Origin of the sequence: Kitasatospora sp. NPDC002227, assembly GCF_040296285.1 — a bacterium.
In the GTDB taxonomy this organism is placed as follows: Bacteria; Actinomycetota; Actinomycetes; order Streptomycetales; family Streptomycetaceae; genus Kitasatospora.
Genome location: NZ_JBEOWY010000009.1, coordinates 154,889 through 174,585, shown reverse-complemented (window position 1 = coordinate 174,585; position 19,697 = coordinate 154,889). Strand labels below are relative to the sequence as shown.

Below are 19,697 nucleotides of genomic sequence, written 5' to 3'. Positions count from 1 at the left end.
TGTTCATCCGGTCCTGTCGGGCCCGGGAGCCGCAGGCTTCCCGGCGCGGCCCTCCGGGCCGGTTCGCGGCCGACGGTCCCGACGACGGCCTGGTGAAGTCCTTCCCGAGGAGGAGGACGCCGATCCCCCCACGGCCAGTTCCACTGTTTGACCCGATGAAGTTATACGTATAACTTACTTAACCATGGGCTATCTCGCACTGCTCCGCGCCCCCCACGTCACCCGCCTCCTCGGTGGCACCCTGCTCGGCCGGCTCCCCGCCGGCATGACCGCGCTGGTCATCGCCCTCGCCCTGCGCGAGGCCGGCACGCCGTACAGCCGGATCGGCCTGGCCACCGCCGCGTACGCCATCGCGGCGGCCGTCGGCGGGCCGGTGCTCGGGCGGCTGGTGGACCGGACGGGCCAGCCCAAGGTGCTGCTCGGCTCGGCCGTCGTGGCCGGCGGCGGGTACGCCCTCCTCGCCCTCGCGCCCGGCAACGGGATCGCCGCTCCGCTCGGGGCCGCGGTAGCCGGGCTCGCGATGCCGCCGCTGGAGCCCTGCCTGCGCTCGCTCTGGCCGAGCGTGGTGAAGGAGGAGCAGCTCGACACCGCGTACGCCTTCGACTCCGCCTCGCAGCAGATCCTGTACGTGGCCGGGCCGCTCGCGGTGGCCGGGATCTCGGCGGTCTTCGGTCCGTCCACAGCCCTGTGGACGGCCGCCGCGCTCGGGCTGGCCGGGGCGCTGGTGGTGGCGACCACCGCCCCCGCCCGCGCCTGGCGGGCCCCGGCCCGCGCCGGCGGCGAAGCGGCCGGGCTGCTCGGGCCGCTGCGCTCGCCGGGGCTGGTGCTGCTGCTGGTCGGCCTGGCCGGGGCCGGCTGGGCCGTCGGCGCGCAGAACGTGCTCTTCATCGCCTACGCCGAGCAGCACTCCGGCGCTCTCCCCGGCGGGGCCGGCACCCTGCTGGCGCTGGCCGCGCTCGGCGGGCTGGTCGGCGCACTCGCGTACGGCGCGGTGAAGTGGCGCTCCACCACCGCGACCCGCACCTGGGCGCTGGCCCTGGCCATGGCGGCCGGCTACCTGCCGCTGCTCCTGCTGCCCGGCCCGTGGGCGATGGCCGGCCTCGCGCTGCTCTCCGGCATCGGGCTGGCCCCGCTGCTCGCGGCGGCCTTCGTGCTGGTGGCCGAGCTGGCCCCGCGCGGCACCGTGACCGAGGCCTTCGCCTGGCTGGTGACGCTCTTCGCCACCGGCAACGCGGCCGGCTACGCCGTCTCCGGCTCGCTGGTGGCCCACTCGCTCACCGCCGTCGCCCTCTGCGCCACCGGCGGCATCGGCCTCGGCGCCCTGCTGCTCTTCGGCGCCCGCCGCTGGTTCACCCCCATGCCCGAGGCGGCCCCGGACACGGCGCGAGGCGCCGCCCGCGAGCTGGAGTCAGTCGCCTGACCTGCAGCTGCGAACGGCGCCTCGGACCGCTGAGGGTCAGCCGTGGCGCCCCTTCCGCCGGGACGTCAGCAGCGCACCGAACACCACCAGCACACCGGCCAGCGCACCCAGCGGACCGAACGGCACGTCACTGCCGGTGTGCGGCAGCGGCTCCGTCGGGCTCGCGGTCGGGGTGGGAGTCGGCGTCGGGACAGGCGTCGGGGTGGGGGTGGGCGTCGGGGTCGGCGAGGGCGACTCCTCGGTGATCAGACCCATGTCCAGGTCCAGGTAGTCGGTGCCACCGGTCAGCGCGACCGTCTGGGTCAGACCCGTCGCCGGATCGGCGTCCGAGTTGTCCGTCGCCGAGCGCAGCACCCGGCCGCCCACCCAGCGGGTGGTCACCTTCATCCCGGCCGGGACGGTGCCCAGGTCGAACTGGACCCCGTACTCCCCGTTCGGCACGTCGGTGATCAGGTACTTGCCGCCCGCGTCCGTGACGACGCTGACCGGCTTGCCGTCGGCACCGTTGACCTTCTGCCCCTGGGCATCCACCAAGTACACCCGGACGCCACCGACGCCCGGCTCACCTGCGTCCTGCAGACCGTTCTTGTTCAGGTCGTGCCAGACGAAGTCGCCCAGCGAGTTCGGCGGCACCGGGGGCTTCACCAGGCCCATGTCCAGGTCCAGGTAGTCGGTGCCACCCGTCAGCGCGACCGTCTGGGTCAGCCCCGTCGCCGGGTCCGCGTCCGAGTCCTTCGCCGGGTCCGAACCGGCGTTCCGGGTCGTGACCGTCCAGCCGGCCGGGATCGTCGCCAGGTCGAACTGCACGCCGAAGGTGCCGTTCGGCAGGTTCGGGAAGAGGTACTTCCCGCCCCCGTCCGTGGTCGTGGTGACCGGCTTGCCGTCCTTGTCGCGGACGACCCGGCCCTGTCCGTCCATCAGGGTCACCTTCACACCCGCGACGCCCGGCTCGCCCGCGTCCTGGAGGCCGTTCTTGTTCAGGTCGTCCCAGACGAAGTCGCCCAGCGAGTTCGGCGGGGTGGGCGGCCACTGCACGCCGATGCCGACCTTGGCCGGCTCGGCCGGCAGCAGCTGCTTGCCGGTGTTGTCGGTGGCGGTGTAGGCGAAGCTGTTCCAGGCGAAGCCGGCGTCGGGCGCGTTGACCGAGGCGACCATCGACCAGGTCAGTGTGAAGCTCTCCCCGGAGGCCATCGAGCCGGGCCGCCGGATCCGGAACCAGGTGGCAACCCCCGGCCCGGGGAAGGTGGTGGACCAGCTCGCGCCGGAGTTGCAGGGCGCGTTCGCCGGAGTGGTCGGCAGTGCGGCCGGGCGGCACGGGTTCGGGTCGGTGGTGTACTCGATCACCACGGTCGGGTCGCTGCTGGTCAGCGGCACGGTGAGCGAGGGCGTCCAGGTCGAGCCGCGCCCGGTGTCGGGGTTGAGCACGTAGCCGTCGCCCGGGGTGGGCAGGCGGTCGTAGGCGATGAAGTCGGTCACGGCCTCGGGCGAGTCGTTGCGGACGGTCATCCGGTACGAGATGTCCCCGCCGGGCGAGGTGGTGCCGCTGGAGCCGTAGTCGGCGTCCTTGTCGCCCTTGACCTCCTTGTACGCCCTCAGCACGGCCGGCACCTGGATCTGCACCTGGGAGCTGGCCTTGCAGAGCTTCTCGGTGGTGTCACCGTTGCCGTTGAGGTCGTCGGAGTCCGGCACGGAGGTGTCGGTGCCGAAGTAGAAGCAGGTGACCGGCGGTGACGGGTTCTCAGCCGTCACGAAGATGTCGTTGGTGACGGTGCCGGTTTTGGCACTGCCCGCCACGGTGGCGTCGAAGAGCACCCGGTAGGCCAGGTTGTCGTGCAGGTAGGTCTGGTCCGGGATCGGCGGGTTCCAGACCATCTTGACCAGCTGGCGGCCCTCCTTGCCCGGCAGCACGCTCACCGCGTCCGGCGCCCTGCTGTCGGCCCACTGCGGGTCCTTGCGGACGCTGCCCTCGACGAAGACCATGCCCGGCGGCAGCAGGTCGAAGAGCACCAGCGGCTTGTCGAGCACCTTGCCGGTGCGGTTGTACGGGATCACCTGGAAGGTGGTGGTGCCGCCGGGCGAGGTGACGGCGCCGGAGACGGTCGTCTTGGCGGCGCCGAGGTTGGTCGCGTCCGTCACGCTGGTGTCGGCGCAGGCGGTCGCGGTGCCGGTCTGGCCCGCCGCGTCGGTGCCGATGACGTCCACGCAGTTGTGCAGCGGGTTGGTCGCCGGGGTGCCGTCGTGGCCGGTCCAGTTGACCTGCGTCAGCACCTGGATCGAGTTGCCCGGGCTCCAGCCGCTGGGGATCGGGCCGTTCCAGGTGAACTGCAGGCCGTCCATCCAGCGGCCGGCCGGGATGCCGAGCCGGTCGTTCGCCGGGTCGCCCGCGCCGTGGTCGATGAACACCCGGCGGGCGGCGGAGCCGTTGAACGGGCTCGCCCCGGTGAAGGTCAGCCAGGTCGGGTCACCGTTGAGCCGGTACTGGAAGGTCATGACGATGGAGGTCGGGTTCCACGCGTCGAGCTGGATCGACTGCGGGTCCAGCCAGTTGTAGATGTTCGCCGGGTTGGTACCGGTGCCCGGGTCGGTCATCACCATGCTGGTGATCGGCCCGTTGGTGTTGGTGGCGAACAGGCTGAAGCCGTTGACGTCGCCCGAGGTGACGGTCGGTCCCCAGGTCTTCGAGGTGTGCACCACGACACCGGTGACCGGCGGCTGGAAGGTCGGCGTGGTCGCCTCGGCCGTGGAGAGGTCCTGCTCGGGGTCGGGGCCCAGCGGGTCACCCTTGAGGTCCACCGTGTTCTTCGAGGTGGTGCCGCTCGGGAAGGTGGGGTCGGGGTAGTGGACCACCAGCACGCCCGGGTTGCGGCAGCCCGCCTGGCCGTTCCCGGAGACGAACGGGCCGATGTCGTACTGCCAGTTGTTGCTGCCCGCCGGGTTCTCGCTCCAGCCGGGCGAGCGGCTGACGTCCACCACCGCGCCGGCCGGCAGCTGGTCCACCAGCCGGCTGGCGTCCAGGTCCACGTTCGGCACCTGGTCCTTGGAGCAGGCGCTGAACTGGTACGTCACCGTGCGGCCGTCCGCACTGCTGGTCTGGACGCCCTTGGTGACGTTGTACTGCGGCTGGACGACGGCCGTGGTGGTGGCCGAGCCGGTCTGGGGGGTCTGGTTGTCGGCGGTGAAGCTCGCGTTGTTGACGGCCTTGGTGCCGTTGGCAGTGCTGAAGTTGGGGTACTTGAGCACCACCTTCACGGTGGCCGTCGTCCCCGGCGCCATCGGGGTCTTCATCTTGATGGTCGCGGTGCCGCCCTTGGCCCCCGCCGTGGGCACCGTCGAGCCCGCCACGTCCACCGTGGTGGAGTCCGGCGTCCAGCCGACCCACTCCATCTCGGGCGGGAGCTGGTCGGTGATGACGGCGTTGTCGCACTCCGTGGTGGAGCAGGTGTACGACAGCGTGTAGGTGACGTTCTCCCCCGGGGCGGGGGTGGCCTTGTCCACCGTCTTGCTGAAGGTGATCGCCGCATGGGCCGGCGTGGCGCCGAGGGTACTGCTCAGCAGGGTGCCGCAGAGCAGGCCGAAGGCGGCCGCCAGGCGCGATGTTCGGGTGAGGCCCCGAGGGATGGTTCTCCGCATGGTCCCATCACAGCCCGCGCCGTCCGCATGTCCGGGCAGCGACAAGCCAGGCCTGACGGCCTTTCATCCGATAGGACTAACGCCAGATCAGGATGGCGGACCGTCAGAGAACCGGGACGGTCGAGGCCCGGAGCACCAGCGAGGTGGCCAGCGGCGGGACTTCGGGGGCGGGCTCGCCCCGCAGCAGGGCCGCCAGCGCGGCCACCCCGGCCCGGCCCAGCTCCTCGCCCGGCAGGTCCACCGTGGTCAGCGGCGGGGCCAGCAGCCCGGCCACCGGGACATTGTCGATGCCCACCACCGAGAGGTCCCCCGGGATGCGCAGCCCGAGCTCGGCGGCGGCCTGGTAGACCCCGGAGGCCACCACGTCGTCGTCGCAGAGCACCGCCCGGGGGCGGTCCGGCGCGGCCAGCATCCGGTACGCGGCCGATCTGGCCGCCTCCTGGCCCTCGTTCAGGCTCACCCCGGCCTCCACCACGGCCAGGCCCCGGTCCCCCGCCGCCGCCTCGAAGGCGGCCTGGCGGACCCGGAAGGTGTACGCGGAGTGGGTGGAGCGCAGGTGGCCGATCCGGCGGTGGCCCAGGCCCGCCAGGTGCTCGACCGCGGCGCGCATGCCACCCGCGACGTCCAGCTCGACGGTCGGGCGGGCGGGGTCGGTGACGGGGTCGGCGTCCAGGAAGACCACCGGGGTGGCCGGGGGCAGCTCGCCGAGCTGGCTGTCGTCCGGCGAGCAGATCAGCAGGCCGTCGAAGCGGCTGGTGGTGGCGGCCTCGGCCAGCGTCGAACTGCCCCAGCCGGAGCTGACCACCACGGCCATACCGTGCTTCCCGGCCTCCTCGTGCACCCCGACCAGCACCCGGCCGAAGAACGGCCCCAGGATGTTGGGCACCGCGAGCAGGATCATCCCGCTGCGCCCCAGCCGCAGCTGCCGCCCGGCGGCCTGCGGCCGGTACCCCAGCGCGTCGGCCGCCTCCCGCACCCGGGCCCGGGTCGCCTCCGACACCCGGTGGCCGGCCTCCGAGCCGGAGAACACCAGCGAGACCGTCGCCTGCGAGACGCCGGCCAGCCGGGCCACATCACGCCCGGTCGGGCGTCTGGCCCCGGGCTCGGGAGGGAAGGTCACGTCAGTTCTGCGCGGCGGCCGCGGCGCGGGCGGCCTCGTCGGCCGCGTCCTCCTCGGCGTTCTGCCGGGCGATCCGGGTGGCCGTCCTCGACTTCCGCTCCTCCACCTTGGCGACCAGCTGCGCCGACATCTCGTCGCGCTGCTTGCTCAGCAGCACGTAGCTCAGCGGAGCCGAGACCAGAGCCGCCACCAGCACCAGGAACACCACCCCGGCCGGCCCGCTGACCGGGATCACGCCGAAGTGCCCGAGCAGCAGCGCAAGCAGCAGGCACCCGAGGAACAGGCTGGCCCGCAGCGAGGTGTAGCGGAGCGTGGCGTGCGACTTGCTGCTCACGACGTTCGGTCCTTCCAGGGGGCTCAACACGGGGCTTCCCAGTGAAACACGCCGCTGCCGCGGCAATGCACAAGGGCCCGGTTGCAACCCCCCAGGGGCGCGGGGAACGGCGCGGCCGACCATCCGCGTCGCCGCACCAGTGCACTCCGCCCCAGCTGCACCACCCAAGGCGGACAGTGCAACCGCGCCTCCGACTCAATCCCTCAGGTCGAGCCACATCGTCACGTCGTCGCGGTCGTCGCCCGGGGCGACCCGGATGGCTCCGGGGACGCGGCCGACCTCCGTGTAGCCGCTGCGGCCGTAGAACTTCTCGAGCCCGTGGCCGCCCCGCAGGGTGAGCCGCAGGCCCGCGAGGCCCCACTCCCGGGCGACCCGCTCGGCCTCGGCCAGGAGCTGGGCGCCGTAGCCGCGGCCCTGGCAGCCGGGGTGGACCATGACCCGCTTGAGCAGCCGCCAGTGGTCCATCAGATCGAACCGCATGTCCTCGAAGAACAGCACCGCCGCCACCCGCTCCCCCGCGTACCCGACCAGCAGCCGGTCCGCCTCCCCGGGCCCGACCCCCGCGAACTGCTGCTCGGCCGTCGCCCGGACCTGCGACTCGGTGACCGGCGGGACGAAGCCGACGGCGCCGCCCGCGTTGCTCACGTCCGTCCACAGGGTGATGATCGCCGCCCGCAGCTCGGGCGTCAGGTCCGGGTCGAGCTCGAAGCGCAGTGTCATACCCCCAGAGCCTAGTAGACCCTTACGACAGTGCCACCGGAGCCGTCGGCCGGACCATCCGCAGGGCGAGGCAGCAGCCGACGGCCACCGCGCAGAGCCCGCCGGCCGCGTACCAGGCCGCGTCGTAGTCGCCGAACTGGTCCCGCGCGAGCCCGGCCAGCGCGGCGACGATCGCCGCACCGATCTGGTGCGCGGCCAGCACCCAGCCGAAGACCACCGGTGCGTCCGGCCCGAAGTGCTTGCGGCAGAGGGCGACGGTCGGCGGCACGGTGGCCACCCAGTCCAGGCCGTAGAAGATCACGAAGGCCAGCATCGGCGGCTGCAGCGAGCCGGCGAAGAGCCGCGGCAGCAGGAGCAGCGAGAGGCCGCGCAGCGCGTAGTAGGTGATGAGCAGCAGCCGCGAGTCGAAGCGGTCGGTGAACCAGCCGCTGGCTATCGTGCCGATCACGTCGAAGACGCCGATCATCGCGAGCAGGCTCGCGCTGGTGGTGACCGGCATCCCGTGGTCGTGGGCGGCCGGGACGAAGTGGGTGCCGACCAGCCCGGCGGTGGTGGCGCCGCAGATCGCGAAGGAGCCGGCCAGCAGCCAGAAGGCCCGGCTGCGCGAGGCCTCCCGCAGCACCCGCAGGCTGCGGGCGATCGCGCTGCCGGTGAGCACCGGCGCGGGCGGCGCCTCGATGGCGCCGTACGGGAGCAGCCCGAGGTCGGCCGGGCGCTCGCGCATGAACAGCAGGACGGGGACGGCGACGGCCGTGGCGCAGAGCGAGACGACCACCACGGCGGTGCGCCAGCCGTGCTGCTCGACCAGCCAGGCGAGCAGCGGCATGAAGACCAGGTTGCCCGCCGCGCCGGCGGCGGTGAGCACGCCGGTGACCAGGCCCTGCCGGGCGTGGAACCAGCGGCCGCTCACCGTGGTGGCGAAGGCGCCCGCCATCGAACCGCTGCCGAGGCCGACCAGCACGCCCCAGCAGAGCATCAGCTGCCAGCTCTGGGTCATCAGCACCGTCAGCCCGGCGCCGGTGGAGATGATGAGCAGGGCGCAGACCACCACCAGGCGGACGCCGAAGCGGTCCATCAGGGCGGCGGCGAAGGGGGCGGTCAGGCCGTAGAGGGTGAGATTGACCGAAACGGCACCCGCGATCGTCGCGTGCGACCAGCCGAACTCGGCGTTGAGGGCGTCCATCATCAGGCCGGGGGTGGAGCGGAAGCCCGCCGAGCCGAGCAGGACGAGCAGGGCGACCCCGGCCACCACCCAGGCGTAGTGCAGCCGGGGTGCGGGCGGTGCCGGAGGGCGGTCGGTGAGCGGCTGGGCCGTCTCGGAGGTGTCGGTCACAGCCCGAGTCTGCCGAGGTCACCGCCGCTCGCACGAGGGGCAGCACTGCCACGTTTCGGCAGGATCAGGCCACCGCGGCCGCCGGTCGGATGGCGGCCCGCCAGGCAACAGCGGGCCACCATCCGTCCCCCACGTGCGGGCCCCCTCGGTGCCCCCCAGCCCCGAGCCGCACGCCCCGCTCACCGCACGCGTCGAGGAGCCACCGGACGGCAGGCAGCGTCGTCCCCCTGCTGGCGCCGGCCCGGTGCGGCCTCGACGTCCCCTCACTCGACGGAGAGCTGCACCCAAGAGTGATCAGTCGGATACGTCACGTCAATGGGTTGTCAGAAATTCGGAATGGTTGGCGCGCATTTCCGGCGCGCGAGGCCCGGCGTGGTGTACCGGGGCTCAACCGGCGTACGCGTTCGCGGCGGGCGCCTGCCCGGCGAGGTCACCGCTGTGGCCTGCACCGATCTCGCACCAGACCCGCTTTCCGGAGCCTTCGGGGTACCAGCCCCAGCGGTCGCAGAGCAGTTCGACCAGTTCGAGGCCGCGGCCGTTGGTCGCCTCGCCCGTGGCGTGCCGGGGGGCGGGGGCGTGCTGACTCGCGTCGGCCACCTCGACCCGGACCAGGTCGAAGGCGGCCGGGGTCGCACCGCGGACCGGCACCGAGAGCCGGAGCACGGCGGGCGAGCCGGTGTGCACCACCGCGTTGGTCACCAGCTCCGAGACGACCAGCACCAGCGTCTCGGCGATCGGGGCGTCCGGGTCGAGCCCGTGGCCCTGCAGACGGGTGCGCACCCAGCGGCGCGCCCGGCCCACCTCGGCCGGATCCGCCTGGACCGCCAGCTGCACCTGAAGTACCTGCACCGCTCCACCACCCGCACTCGCAGTTCGGCCCCGAGGCCCGGTCGGACTGCCCATGGCTTCGTCACGAATACGCCTCAGGATGATCCGGCAGACCGGTCACAGCAAGCGCTTCAGGCATATTCCAGCGATCGGGGGACACTGCGGTGCATACTGTCCCGCTCACCCTGACGAGCTTCGCACCAGCGGTCGTCCGGCCACCCGGCCGGACGGGGCCGTCCGGGTCGGCGCGCCCCTCGGCACGAGCGTAACGAACGTACCGCCACCGGGGCCGCAACCGGCCGCCGCCACGAGCGAACCACCCTTCCTACATCAGTCCAGCGGCGGTCGAACAGCGGATGTCTGACGGCCGTTCAGGCCGGCCGGCCTCAGGCGAAGACGACCGTCCGGCTGCCGTTCAGCAGGACCCGGTGCTCGCTGTGCCACTTGACCGCGCGGGCCAGCGCCTGGCACTCCACGTCGCGCCCGACCGCGACCAGCTGTTCGGGGGTCACGTCGTGGCCGACCCGGGCGACCTCCTGCTCGATGATCGGTCCTTCGTCCAGATCCGCCGTCACGTAGTGGGCCGTGGCACCGATCAGCTTCACGCCCCGGGCGTGCGCCTGGTGGTACGGCTTTGCACCCTTGAAGCTCGGCAGGAAGGAGTGGTGGATGTTGATGACCCGTCCGGAGAGCGCCTTGCACAGGTCGTCGGAGAGCACCTGCATGTACCGGGCCAGCACGACCAGCTCGACGTTCTCCTCGGCCACCAGGTCGAGCAGCCGCTGCTCGGCCTCGGCCTTGGTGTCCTTGGTGACCGGCAGGTGGTGGAACGGGATGCCGTACGACTCGGTCAGCTCACGGAAGTCGGTGTGGTTGGAGACCACGGCGGCGATGTCCACCGCCAGGGCGCCGGTACGGGCCCGGAAGAGCAGGTCGTTCAGGCAGTGGCCGAACCTGCTGACCATCAGCACCACCCGCATCCGTTCGGCGGCGGGGTGGATGCCCCACTCCATCCGGAACGAGGCGCCGATCGCCGCGAAGCTGGCCCGCAGCCGTTCGGCGTCCACCTGCTTCTCGGCGGTGAAGTGCACCCGCATGAAGAACAGTCCGCTGGCCCCGTCCCCGTACTGCTGGCTGTCCAGGATGTTGCAGCCGGTCATGAAGAGGTAGCTGGAGACCGCGTGCACGATCCCCTGCTTGTCGGGGCAGGACAGCGTGAGGACGTACTGCGTGCCGGTGCTCTGCTCTTCCACGGTGGGGCCGTCCAACTTTCGGTAGGTGGCGCGAGCCGTCCAGAGTGTCACAGACCCACCCGTACGCGCCCGGCCGACCGAACTGCGGGACGGCTCAGCCGATGCGCGTGAGGATGCGCAGCACCTCGAGCGAGCGCGGCTCGGCCGCCGGGTCCTCCCCGTCGGCCTCGGCCAGGCACACGTGCGCCCGGTGGCAGGCCCGGACGGCCTCCGGCCAGCCGGGGTGGGCCAGGTAGGCGGCGGCCGGCGCGTCGGCGCCGACCTCGTGCAGCACCCGCAGCACGCCCAGCACCGCCGCCGAGACCAGCTCGGTCTCGGCGGTGTCCCGGAAGACGGTGCCGAGGTACTTCTCGGCGGGCCAGCGGTCCAGCCAGGTGTCCTCCACCAGGCGGTACACGGCGTCGGTGACGTCCCCGTAGCCCTCCTGACCGGTCAGCCAGACCCGCTGCTGGAAGGCGGGGTCGGAGAGCATGTGCAGGCCCGAGCGCACGCGGGCTCGCCAGCGCCACCAGGGCAGGTCATTGATCGGCATGCCGCCCATCGTGCTGGAGCGGTGCCCCGTCCGAGAAGGGGTTCGAGCAGAACGGTACGAAGATTCCCGGTCGGCGTGGGCGGTGGAGTCAGTACTGGCGGCCATGGGAATCGATCGTACGTTCCCGGAGTGAGGCACCTCCACTCACGCCTCCACTCACGCTTCTACTCGCGTCACGCGCCGTGATCGCCCGGAGTTCCGCTTCCGTTTGCCGTCAGTTCGCCCTCGCGACCCTTCCGGTCACCCAGCCCGGTCGAGTGTGGAGAAGCTGAAATGACGGTCACCCGGGGAGGGGTCACAGCCATGGTGCTGATCGGAGCATGCCAAACTCAGGAAACGCCGCAGGTCACACGGCGTTCACCTCAGTTCATGCCACAGCCACACAACCGTCGCCGGGCGCTCGCGCTGGCCGCCGCCGCAGCCCTGCTGCCCGCCCTGCTCAGCGCCTGCGGCGGTGCCGCCGACGCGGCCGGCTCCGGCGAGGTCTCGGTGATGACCTGGGCGCCCGCCGACACCGGCTCCACCGACCGGCCGGGCATGACCGACCTGGCCGAGGCCGTCGGCCGTGAGCTGGCCGAGAAGGGCGGCCTGGCCGGACACCCGGTGCACATCCTCACCTGCAACGACCACAACACCGCCGACGGCGCCACCGACTGCGCCCGGCAGGCCGTGGATGCGCACGTGATCGCGGTGGCCGGCTCCTACAGCCAGTACGGCACCAGCTTCATGCCGCTCCTGGAGACGGCGGGCATCCCCTACGTCGGCGGGTACGGCCTCTCCACACCCGAGTACAGCAGCCCGCTCTCCTACCCCGTCGCCGGCGGCATGCCCGCCCTGGTCGCGGGCAACGGACGGCAGCTGGTCGCGGCCGGGTGCAAGACCGTCTCGCTGGTCCGCCCCGACACCCGGGCCGGGGACACCCTGACCGGCTTCCTGGCCGCCGCGCTCCGGCCCGAGCAGATCAAGCTGACCGACATCAAGTCGCCGGAGAAGTCCAACGACTACACCGACGTGGTGCAGCAGGCCATCGGCGACGACCGGCCGGGCCACTGCGTCACCAGCGCGCTCGGGGCCGAGCCCACCTCCAACCTGCTCGACCCCTACCGGCGGCTGCCGCACCGCAACACCGTCTTCTCCTCCGTCATCGGCAGCGTCCAGCAGTCCGTGGTCGACTCCACCGGCGGCGACGGCGGGCCGCTCGGCGGCGCGTACGTGACCGGCTGGTACCCGCCGGAGTCCTCGCACGTCTGGGACGCCCTGCGCGGCACTCTGCGCACCTACACCCGCGGGCAGGCCGTCGACCCCTCGGACCCGGGCGTGCAGACCACCTGGGTCGCCTACGAGGTGCTACGCCAGGCCGCCGCCCGGATCGGGCCCGGCAAGGCGCTCACCGCCAGGTCGCTGCGCTCGGTGCTCGACGGCGGCGAGCCGATCGAGACGGCCGGTGCCACCCCGCCGCTCAGCTGGGGCATGACCAACATGCTGCCCAACGCCGACTCCCCCCGGCTGGTGAACACCTCCGTCACCTTCCAGCAGGTGCAGGGCGGCCGCCTGGTCGAGCAGCAGAACACCTTCGTGGACGTCCGCTGGGCCCTGAGCGGCGGCAAGCCGCAGGGCTGAGCCCGCACCGAAGCTCCGGGGCCCGGCCCCGGAGCTTCCCGAGCTCAGAGCTCGGACTTGGACTTGGTCGGCAGGCCGGTCTTGGCCGCGATCTCGTTCCACTGCGCGGAGGCCTGCTCCTTGGCCGAGGTGGCCTGGCCGCTGGCCGCGTTGGCCGCCTGCGCGTGGGCGTTGGCGTTCTGCTTGGCCGGGTCGCAGGCGGCCACCGAGTCGCCCGCCCAGCCGGCGTACTCGCGGTCGGCGGTGGCCGAGGCCTGCCAGCCCTTCTGCAGCTGGGCGACCAAGTCCGCCCCGCCCGGCAGCTGGTCCACCTTGAGGGCGTTCAGCTTGGTCACCAGGTCGTCGCGCTGGGCGGCGGCCTGGGTGAGCGCGGTCTGCGAGTTCGGCAGGTCCTGGCAGCGCCCCACCGCGTCCACCGCGGCGATCACCGCGGCCCGGCTCTGGCTCGCCGTGCCCAGCAGGTCGGACAGCGCCTGGGCCTGGGCCTTCATCGCCGGGTTCACCGCCGCGTCGGTGCCCGCCGTGCTCGGCGCCGCCGTGGAGGTGCCCTTGGCCGCCGGGCTCTTGGCCGCGTTGGCGCCCTGGCCGCCGCCGTCACCGCCGCTCAGCAGCAGGCCGACCAGCACCCCGGCCGCCACCACACCGGCCACCACACCGCCGATGACCAGCCGCGAGTCGGGCTTGCGACGGCCCTCCTCGGGGGCGTACGCCGGGTAGTCGCCCTGCTGCCCGTACTGCTGCTGCGGCGGGACGCCGTACTGCTGGCCGCCGAAGGTCTGCTGGCCGCCGTACGAAGGCTGCCCGCCGAAGGTCTGCTGCCCCCCGTAGGAGGGCTGCCCGCCGGGCTGCTGGCCGCCGAAGGCCTGCTGGCCCCCGAAGGTCTGCTGACCGCCGTAGGAGGGCTGCCCGGCCGGGGGCTGCTCGCCGTACTGCGGCTGCTGCGGCGGCACACCGTACGGCGGCTGCGGCGGGGCACCGAAGCCCTGCTGGCCGCCGTAGGAGGGCTGCCCGGCGGGCGGCGCGGCGGGCGCCGCCGGGGCCGGGGCGCCGGTCGGGTACGGCGGGAAGTACTGCGTCTCGGGCGCCTGCTCACCGGCCGGCGGCTGGCCCGCGGGCGGCTGCTGCGGGGCCGGCGGCTGGGCAGCCTGCTGCGCCTCTCCCGGCTCGGGCCGGAAGAGGTCGTCCATGTTGAAGTCGTTGGAGTACGAGCGGCGGCTCACGCGAATCCCTCACCTCTGTGCGGCACCGGCCGCCGGTCCGGCCGGTCCGCCGAGTTTCGCGCCAACGCTACCCGTTCACCGTTACAGGTGACTACGCAGCCCGACCAACCGTCACGCGGCCTCCACCTCCACCCGGGCGTGGAACTCCCGGACCACCTGGTGGTCCCGGTACGGCTCCAGCCGGCGGCGGAACTCGTCCAGGTACTCGACGCCCCGGTTCGACCGCAGACCGCTCAGCAGCCGCACGGCCTCCGCGCCCGTCTCGCAGGCGAGTTCGATGTCCCGCTGCTGGAGCTGGGCGGTGGCCAGGAGCACCAGGTCGACGGCGCGCCGGCGCACCCGGGTGGGCGGGTGCAGTTCGAGCGCTGTCCGGGCGTACTTCTCCGCCTGCGGCGCCTGGTCGAGGTCGCGGTGACAGTGCGCCAACTCGTCCGCCAGGTAGGCCTCGTCGAAGTGCACGATCCAGTCCGGGTCGTCCTCCGGGTTGCGCTGCTCCATCGCGGCCAGCGCCTTGGCGGCCACCGCCTCGCAGGAGCGGGCGTCGCCGAGCAGGGCGTGGCCCCGGGCCTCGGCGGCGTAGAACATCGCCATCGCCGTCGGGGTGGCCACCGAGCGGGCGCCCTCCTGGGCGGCCCTGGCCAGTTGGGCGATCTCGCGCGGGTTGCCCAGGGTGGCGGCCAGATGGCTCATCGAGGCGGCGAGGACGTAGCCCCCGTAACCCCGGTCGTCCGCCGCCTGGGCCAGCCGCAGCGCCTGGATGTAGTACCGCTGGGCCAGACCGGGCTGGCCCGTGTCGACGGCCATGTACCCCGCCAGCTCGGTCAGCCGGGCCACCGCGCCGAACAGCTGACGGCCGGTCTCCTCCCGGTAGGCGCCGGAGAGCAGCCCGGAGACCACGCTGTTGAGGTAGTGCACCACGACCGGGCGGACGTGCCCGCTGCCGAAGCGGTGGTCCAGCTCGACCAGCATCTGGGTGGTCGCCCGGATCGCCGCCACGTCCGCCATGCCGACCCGGGGCCCGCCGGTGCGGGCGACCACCGGGTCGGGCGGGGTGATCAGCCAGTCCCGGCTGGGCTCGACCAGCGCGGAGGCGGCCACCGTGGCGCCGGCCAGGAACTCGCGGCGGCCGACGTCGCTGCGCCAGAGCTCGCACACCTGGTCGAGCGCCCCGCTGAGGGTGGCCGCGAACTGCAGGCCCACCCCGGAGCTGAGGTTCTTTCCGTCGGCCATGCCGATCTCGTCCACCGTGACACCGCGGCCGAGTTTGCGGCCCAGTGCCTCGGCGATCACGGCGGGCGCCTGCCCGCGCGGCTGCTGGCCACGCAGCCAGCGGGCCACGGAGGTCTTGTCGTAGCGCAGATCGAGCCCGTGCTCGGCGCCGCAGAGATTCACCCGGCGGGCGAGGCCCGCGTTCGAGCAGCTCGCCTCCTGGATCAGCTGCTGCAGACGCTCGTTGGGCTGTCGTGCGACGAGTGGTCTAGCGGCCATGGGCTTCGCCTCCCCACGCCCCCGGCCCTGACCGGCGGGCGACGATTACTGCTGCTCGGTTGCCGACGTGCCGACCGGTTGGGGTTGTCCAAGGCCCAGGCTATCGATCAGCAACACCCCGGGGATACCCACCGTGACCAACCCACTCCCCGCGCGCCCTGCCAAATGCCCCCGTGCGCCCCTCCCTGCGCCGGTTGCGACCTCACCGGGATTCGCGCGCGTGCCTGCCCCCAGCAGAGCGCCCCGCACCCCTGACGGTCAACCAGGCCGACCGGGATCACCCCGTAACCACGCTCACGCCCGGGAGTTGAGCACGGCGTGGAAGAGACCCCCCGAGCCCCCGAACAGGCCCTGCCCCCGCTGCTCATCGAAGCCGTCCGCTACGCGGAGGACCGCCACTGGGAGGTCGCCCCGGGCAGCTGGCTGGTCGAGGGTGACGGACCGCCACGCTGCTCCTGCGGTGACCTCGGGTGCGCGCTCCCCGGCGCGCACCCGGTCTCGCCCGACTGGCAGCGCAAGGCCAGCGCGGGCCCGGGCGTGGTCCGCAAGTGGTGGACGGAGAACCCCCGGGCCTCGATCCTGCTCCCGACCGGCCGCAGCTTCGACGCGCTGGACGTGCCGGAGACGGCGGGCTGCCTGGCGCTGGCCCGGATGGAGCGGCTCGAGCTGCAGCTCGGCCCGGTGGTCGCCGTCCCGGCCATGCCGGGGCAGACCGGCCGCCGGCTGCTCTTCCTGGTGCTGCCCGGCTCGCTCGCCAAGCTGCCCGACCTGCTGCGGGGGCTCGGCTGGGCGCCCGGCCGGCTCGACCTGGTCGGCCGCGGCGAGGGCGACTGGATCGTGGCGCCGCCCTCCCGGGTCGGCGGGTACGGCTTCGCGCAGTGGGCCCGGCCGCCGTCCGCGCTCAACCGCTGGCTGCCGGACGCCGCCGAGCTGGTGAGCCCGCTGGCGTACGCCTGCGGGCGCGCGGCCCAACCCCCGCGCCCGGTGCAGCCCCCGCAGCCTGCCCACCCCCCGGCGGCCGCCCGCCGCTGACACCCCCTCGGACAGCCGCCCTACGCCTATCGGGTGAGGGTGTGCCCGGCGCGAGATCCCGCGCGCAGCCGACGGGCCTTGTCTCCCACCGGAGGCGAGGTCCGTCGGACGCATGTCCGCAGAAATGATCCGGCTACCCGCGCCACCTCCCGGAAAAGCCCCCCGTACGAGTGACAACGCTCAAGGATTGCGGTGATCTGCCGAGGGGAGGAATTGCTCCGCAGGGACTTGCCGGAGGGGCGCTCGGACGGGGAAGCCGGGTGTCGGCAGGTGGGAGGGGAAACGGAGGGGAGCCGAGGGGGCTGTGGGCATCGACCGCGCTCGGGGCGGCCGGAACCCACGGGGCACGGGGAGGGTACGGGTCCGGCCCGGTGCGTGGGGACGCACCGGGCCGGATCCGATGGTTCGGTCAGCCGCGCGCCACGAAGACGTGCATCGCGATGTCCTTGCCCAGCTCGACGGCGTCCGCGCCCTCGCCCACCTGGACCACACCGCCGCCGGCCGCCGCCACCCGCACGGTGGCACCCGGCAGGATGCCGGCCCGGCTGAGCGTGCGCATCAGCTCCTCGTCGGTCTGGATCGGCTCGCCGATCCGGCGGACCACCACGGTGGAGCCGCCGTCGCCGGGCCGCACCGCGTTCAGCGTGACCAGTGCGGCGTCGTAGCCCTCCCCCTCGGCCTTGGTGTCGCCCAGCTCGTCCAGGCCCGGGATCGGGATGCCGTACGGCGACTGGGTCGGGTGCCCGAGCATGGCGAGCACCTTGCGCTCGACCGTCTCGCTCATCACGTGCTCCCAGCGGCAGGCCTCCTCGTGCACCTGCTCCCACTCCAGGCCGATCACGTCGACCAGCAGGCACTCGGCGATCCGGTGCTTGCGCATCACCCGGACGGCGAGCTTCCGGCCCTCCTCGGTGAGCTCGAGGTGGCGGTCCCCGGCGACCTGCAGCAGGCCGTCGCGCTCCATCCGGCCCACGGTCTGGCTGACGGTCGGCCCGCTCTGCTCCAGGCGCTCGGCGATGCGGGCGCGCATCGGGGTGATGCCCTCCTCCTCCAGCTCCAGGATGGTGCGAAGGTACATCTCAGTGGTGTCGATCAGCCCAGACATCGCCGCTGGCTCCGTTCCTCGGTGTCCTCGATGCCAATTCTGACGTACCGCGCGGACGTCCAAGGACGCCCGAGCGGGCGGCACGGCCCTTTCTGTCCCTGTTGACAGCGGAGCGCCCCAGGCAGCACGGTGCTCGCCGTAGCTTTCTCCATTGCTTTTTCTCCCTCAGCGGTCTGGACCACCCCGGCCGCCCCGCCGGTTACGGAGATCTGATGAGCGACTTGGTCCAGGAGTACTTCGACGCGGCGGTGCGCGGGCTCCAGCGGGTCCGCGAGGAGGAGGCCGGCCGGATCGACGAGGCGGCCGAGCTGCTGGCCGGGGCGGTGGCCGAGGGGCGGCGGATCTTCACCTTCGGGGCCGGGCACTCCTCGCTGGCCGCGCAGGACGTGGTCTACCGGGCCGGCGGCCTGGTGGTGATCAACCTGCTGAACGTGCCGGGGATGACCGGGGTCAACGTGATGCCCGCCCCGCTCGGCAGCGCGCTGGAGCGCGTGTCGGGCCTCGCGACCGCCACCCTCGACCTCACGCCCGCCCGCGCGGGTGACCTGCTCTTCCTGATCTCGCTCTCCGGCCGCCAGGTGATGCCGGTCGAGCTGGCCCGGCACGCCCGGGCCAAGGGCCTGCGGGTGGTCGGGGTGACCTCGCTCGCGTACCCCGCCGCCACCACCTCGAACCACCCCTCCGGCACCTTCCTCAAGGACAACTGCGACGTCGTCCTGGACAGCAAGATCGCCGTCGGCGACGGCGAGCTCACCGCCCCCGGCGCCGAGACCGGATTCGGCTCGGTCTCCACGATCGTCACCAGCGCCCTGATGCAGGCGGTGGTCGCCGCCGCCATCGGCAAACTGACCGAGCGCGGCCACACCCCGCCGCTGTTCCGCTCCGGCAACGTGGACGGCGGCACCGAGTGGAACGCCAAGGTCATGGCCGACAACGCGGACCGGATCTATTACGCCTACTGAGTGGCCGGAGAGCTACCACAGGGCACGTACCACCCCTGTACCCGAAGGCAGTTGACGTTCATACTGGCCGGGCACCGAGCGTAGACGGCTGACTACGGGGGCCTGGATGACGGCAGGGGTACCGCGTTCACTGGGCAGGGTCCGCGAGGAGGAGCTGCTGCCCGAGCTGTTCTGGACGGCCGACTCCTCCTCGCTGCAGGGCCAGCGGCGGGCCGTGGCGCTCTCCCGCTGGGAGCTGCTGCTGCTGGTCGCGGCGGCCGCCACCGGCTCGGCCGACGGGCAGCTCTGGGCCTGGCTGGCCGCGCTGGCGTACCTGGCCACCGTCGCGCTGGCCGCCGTGGCCGGGCGGCAGAACCCGCAGGGGCTCTGGTACGAGGGCCGGGCGGCGGCCGAGTCGGTCAAGACGCTCTCCTGGAAGTACGCGGTGCGGGCCGACGCCTACCAGCCGCCACCGCGGACCCTGCCGGATGCCGAGAAGCTGTACGACGTCCAACTTGGGGGCATTATCAGCCAGTTCGGCACCACCCGGGCGATCCCGCAGATCGCCCGGGTGCAGGCCGAGCTGGACCTCTGGCGCGGCCCGCCGGCCGGGAGGCCGCCGCGCCACCCGCAGATCACCGACACCATGCGGCAGTTGCGCGACCAGCCGCTGGCCGTCCGGCGGGAGATCTACCTGCGCGAGCGGGTGCTGGCCCAGCGGGACTGGTACCGCGAGAAGGCCCGCCGCTGCGCGGGCGCCAGCCGCCGGGCGGCCACCCTGGGCGTGATCCTGCCGCTGGCCGGGCTGGTGCTGGCCGTACTGCGGGCGCTCGGCTGGTACAGCTACGACGCCCTCGGCACGCTCTCGGCGGTGGCCGCCTCGGTGGCCGCCTGGGCCCAGCTGCGGCAGTACCGCCCGCAGGCCGCCGCCTACTCGCTGGCCGCCTCCGAACTCTCCATGATCGAAGTGCAGTTGGGCAGCCTGACGGTGGACTCCCCGGAGGCCGAGGAGAACTGGGCCCGACTCGCCCGGGACGCCGAGGACGCCATCTCCCGCGAGCACACCACCTGGCAGGCCCGCCGCGAGGTCCGCAACCTCGACGTCGCCGGCTGACCGATCC

At 73.1% G+C, this 19,697-nt stretch carries 16 protein-coding genes; 5 read left to right on the top strand and 11 right to left on the bottom strand.

Annotated elements, in window-relative coordinates; translation table 11 throughout:
• The first annotated feature begins 184 nt into the window (after positions 1-184).
• On the top strand, positions 185-1,420 hold the full coding sequence (locus ABT095_RS11275; protein ID WP_350529080.1) for an MFS transporter: 1,236 nt from the start codon (positions 185-187) through the stop codon (positions 1,418-1,420).
• Between the two features lie 36 nt (positions 1,421-1,456).
• Here the strand turns inward: ABT095_RS11275 and ABT095_RS11270 are convergent, their stop codons facing one another.
• The 8 genes from ABT095_RS11270 to ABT095_RS11235 all read right to left on the bottom strand — a co-directional run bounded on the left by ABT095_RS11270 (position 1,457) and on the right by ABT095_RS11235 (position 11,170).
• Positions 1,457-5,050, bottom strand: coding sequence for an SdrD B-like domain-containing protein (locus tag ABT095_RS11270; RefSeq protein ID WP_350529079.1), 3,594 nt, complete (start codon positions 5,048-5,050; stop codon positions 1,457-1,459).
• Positions 5,051-5,153: 103 nt separating this feature from the next.
• Positions 5,154-6,170: a LacI family DNA-binding transcriptional regulator gene (locus tag ABT095_RS11265; RefSeq protein ID WP_350529078.1), complete on the bottom strand. Its 1,017-nt coding sequence runs from the start codon at positions 6,168-6,170 to the stop codon at positions 5,154-5,156.
• Between the two features lies 1 nt (position 6,171).
• Positions 6,172-6,504: a DUF4229 domain-containing protein gene (locus ABT095_RS11260; RefSeq protein ID WP_350529077.1), complete on the bottom strand. Its 333-nt coding sequence runs from the start codon at positions 6,502-6,504 to the stop codon at positions 6,172-6,174.
• Positions 6,505-6,699: 195 nt separating this feature from the next.
• Positions 6,700-7,224 carry a GNAT family N-acetyltransferase gene (locus tag ABT095_RS11255; RefSeq protein WP_350529076.1) on the bottom strand — a complete coding sequence of 175 codons (525 nt, stop codon included), beginning with the start codon at positions 7,222-7,224 and terminating at the stop codon, positions 6,700-6,702.
• 22 nt (positions 7,225-7,246) lie between these two features.
• Positions 7,247-8,557, bottom strand: coding sequence for an MFS transporter (locus tag ABT095_RS11250; protein ID WP_350529075.1), 1,311 nt, complete (start codon positions 8,555-8,557; stop codon positions 7,247-7,249).
• Positions 8,558-8,944: 387 nt separating this feature from the next.
• Positions 8,945-9,406, bottom strand: coding sequence for an ATP-binding protein (locus ABT095_RS11245; RefSeq protein WP_350529074.1), 462 nt, complete (start codon positions 9,404-9,406; stop codon positions 8,945-8,947).
• A gap of 365 nt (positions 9,407-9,771) precedes the next feature.
• Positions 9,772-10,638, bottom strand: coding sequence for a formyltetrahydrofolate deformylase (gene purU / locus ABT095_RS11240; RefSeq protein WP_350529073.1), 867 nt, complete (start codon positions 10,636-10,638; stop codon positions 9,772-9,774).
• Positions 10,639-10,732: 94 nt separating this feature from the next.
• Positions 10,733-11,170: an SCO4402 family protein gene (locus ABT095_RS11235; RefSeq protein WP_350529072.1), complete on the bottom strand. Its 438-nt coding sequence runs from the start codon at positions 11,168-11,170 to the stop codon at positions 10,733-10,735.
• A 369-nt stretch (positions 11,171-11,539) separates the two neighbouring features.
• Between ABT095_RS11235 and ABT095_RS11230 the strand changes: the two genes are divergently transcribed.
• On the top strand, positions 11,540-12,790 hold the full coding sequence (locus tag ABT095_RS11230) for an ABC transporter substrate-binding protein (RefSeq protein WP_350529071.1): 1,251 nt from the start codon (positions 11,540-11,542) through the stop codon (positions 12,788-12,790).
• Positions 12,791-12,834: 44 nt separating this feature from the next.
• Here ABT095_RS11230 and ABT095_RS11225 read toward each other — a convergent pair whose 3' ends face one another.
• Positions 12,835-14,010: a hypothetical protein gene (locus tag ABT095_RS11225; protein WP_350529070.1), complete on the bottom strand. Its 1,176-nt coding sequence runs from the start codon at positions 14,008-14,010 to the stop codon at positions 12,835-12,837.
• A gap of 111 nt (positions 14,011-14,121) precedes the next feature.
• Entirely contained in the window at positions 14,122-15,498 is a 1,377-nt protein-coding gene (locus ABT095_RS11220) for an NsdA family TPR-like regulatory protein (protein WP_350529069.1), read from the bottom strand.
• A gap of 318 nt (positions 15,499-15,816) precedes the next feature.
• Between ABT095_RS11220 and ABT095_RS11215 the strand changes: the two genes are divergently transcribed.
• Positions 15,817-16,530: a bifunctional DNA primase/polymerase gene (locus ABT095_RS11215; protein ID WP_350529068.1), complete on the top strand. Its 714-nt coding sequence runs from the start codon at positions 15,817-15,819 to the stop codon at positions 16,528-16,530.
• Between the two features lie 409 nt (positions 16,531-16,939).
• On the opposite strand, the gene ABT095_RS11210 is transcribed toward ABT095_RS11215, so the two are convergent.
• The gene (locus ABT095_RS11210; RefSeq protein ID WP_350529067.1) at positions 16,940-17,635 is read right to left on the bottom strand and encodes an iron-dependent transcriptional repressor DtxR; all 696 of its coding nucleotides are present in this window, start codon (positions 17,633-17,635) and stop codon (positions 16,940-16,942) included.
• 212 nt (positions 17,636-17,847) lie between these two features.
• Here ABT095_RS11210 and ABT095_RS11205 point away from each other — a divergent pair, with 212 nt between their 5' ends.
• Positions 17,848-18,597 (top strand): sugar isomerase domain-containing protein, encoded by a 750-nt coding sequence (locus ABT095_RS11205; RefSeq protein WP_350529066.1) that lies wholly within the window; start codon positions 17,848-17,850, stop codon positions 18,595-18,597.
• A gap of 106 nt (positions 18,598-18,703) precedes the next feature.
• Positions 18,704-19,690 carry a DUF4231 domain-containing protein gene (locus ABT095_RS11200; protein ID WP_350529065.1) on the top strand — a complete coding sequence of 329 codons (987 nt, stop codon included), beginning with the start codon at positions 18,704-18,706 and terminating at the stop codon, positions 19,688-19,690.
• Positions 19,691-19,697 lie beyond the last annotated feature (7 nt).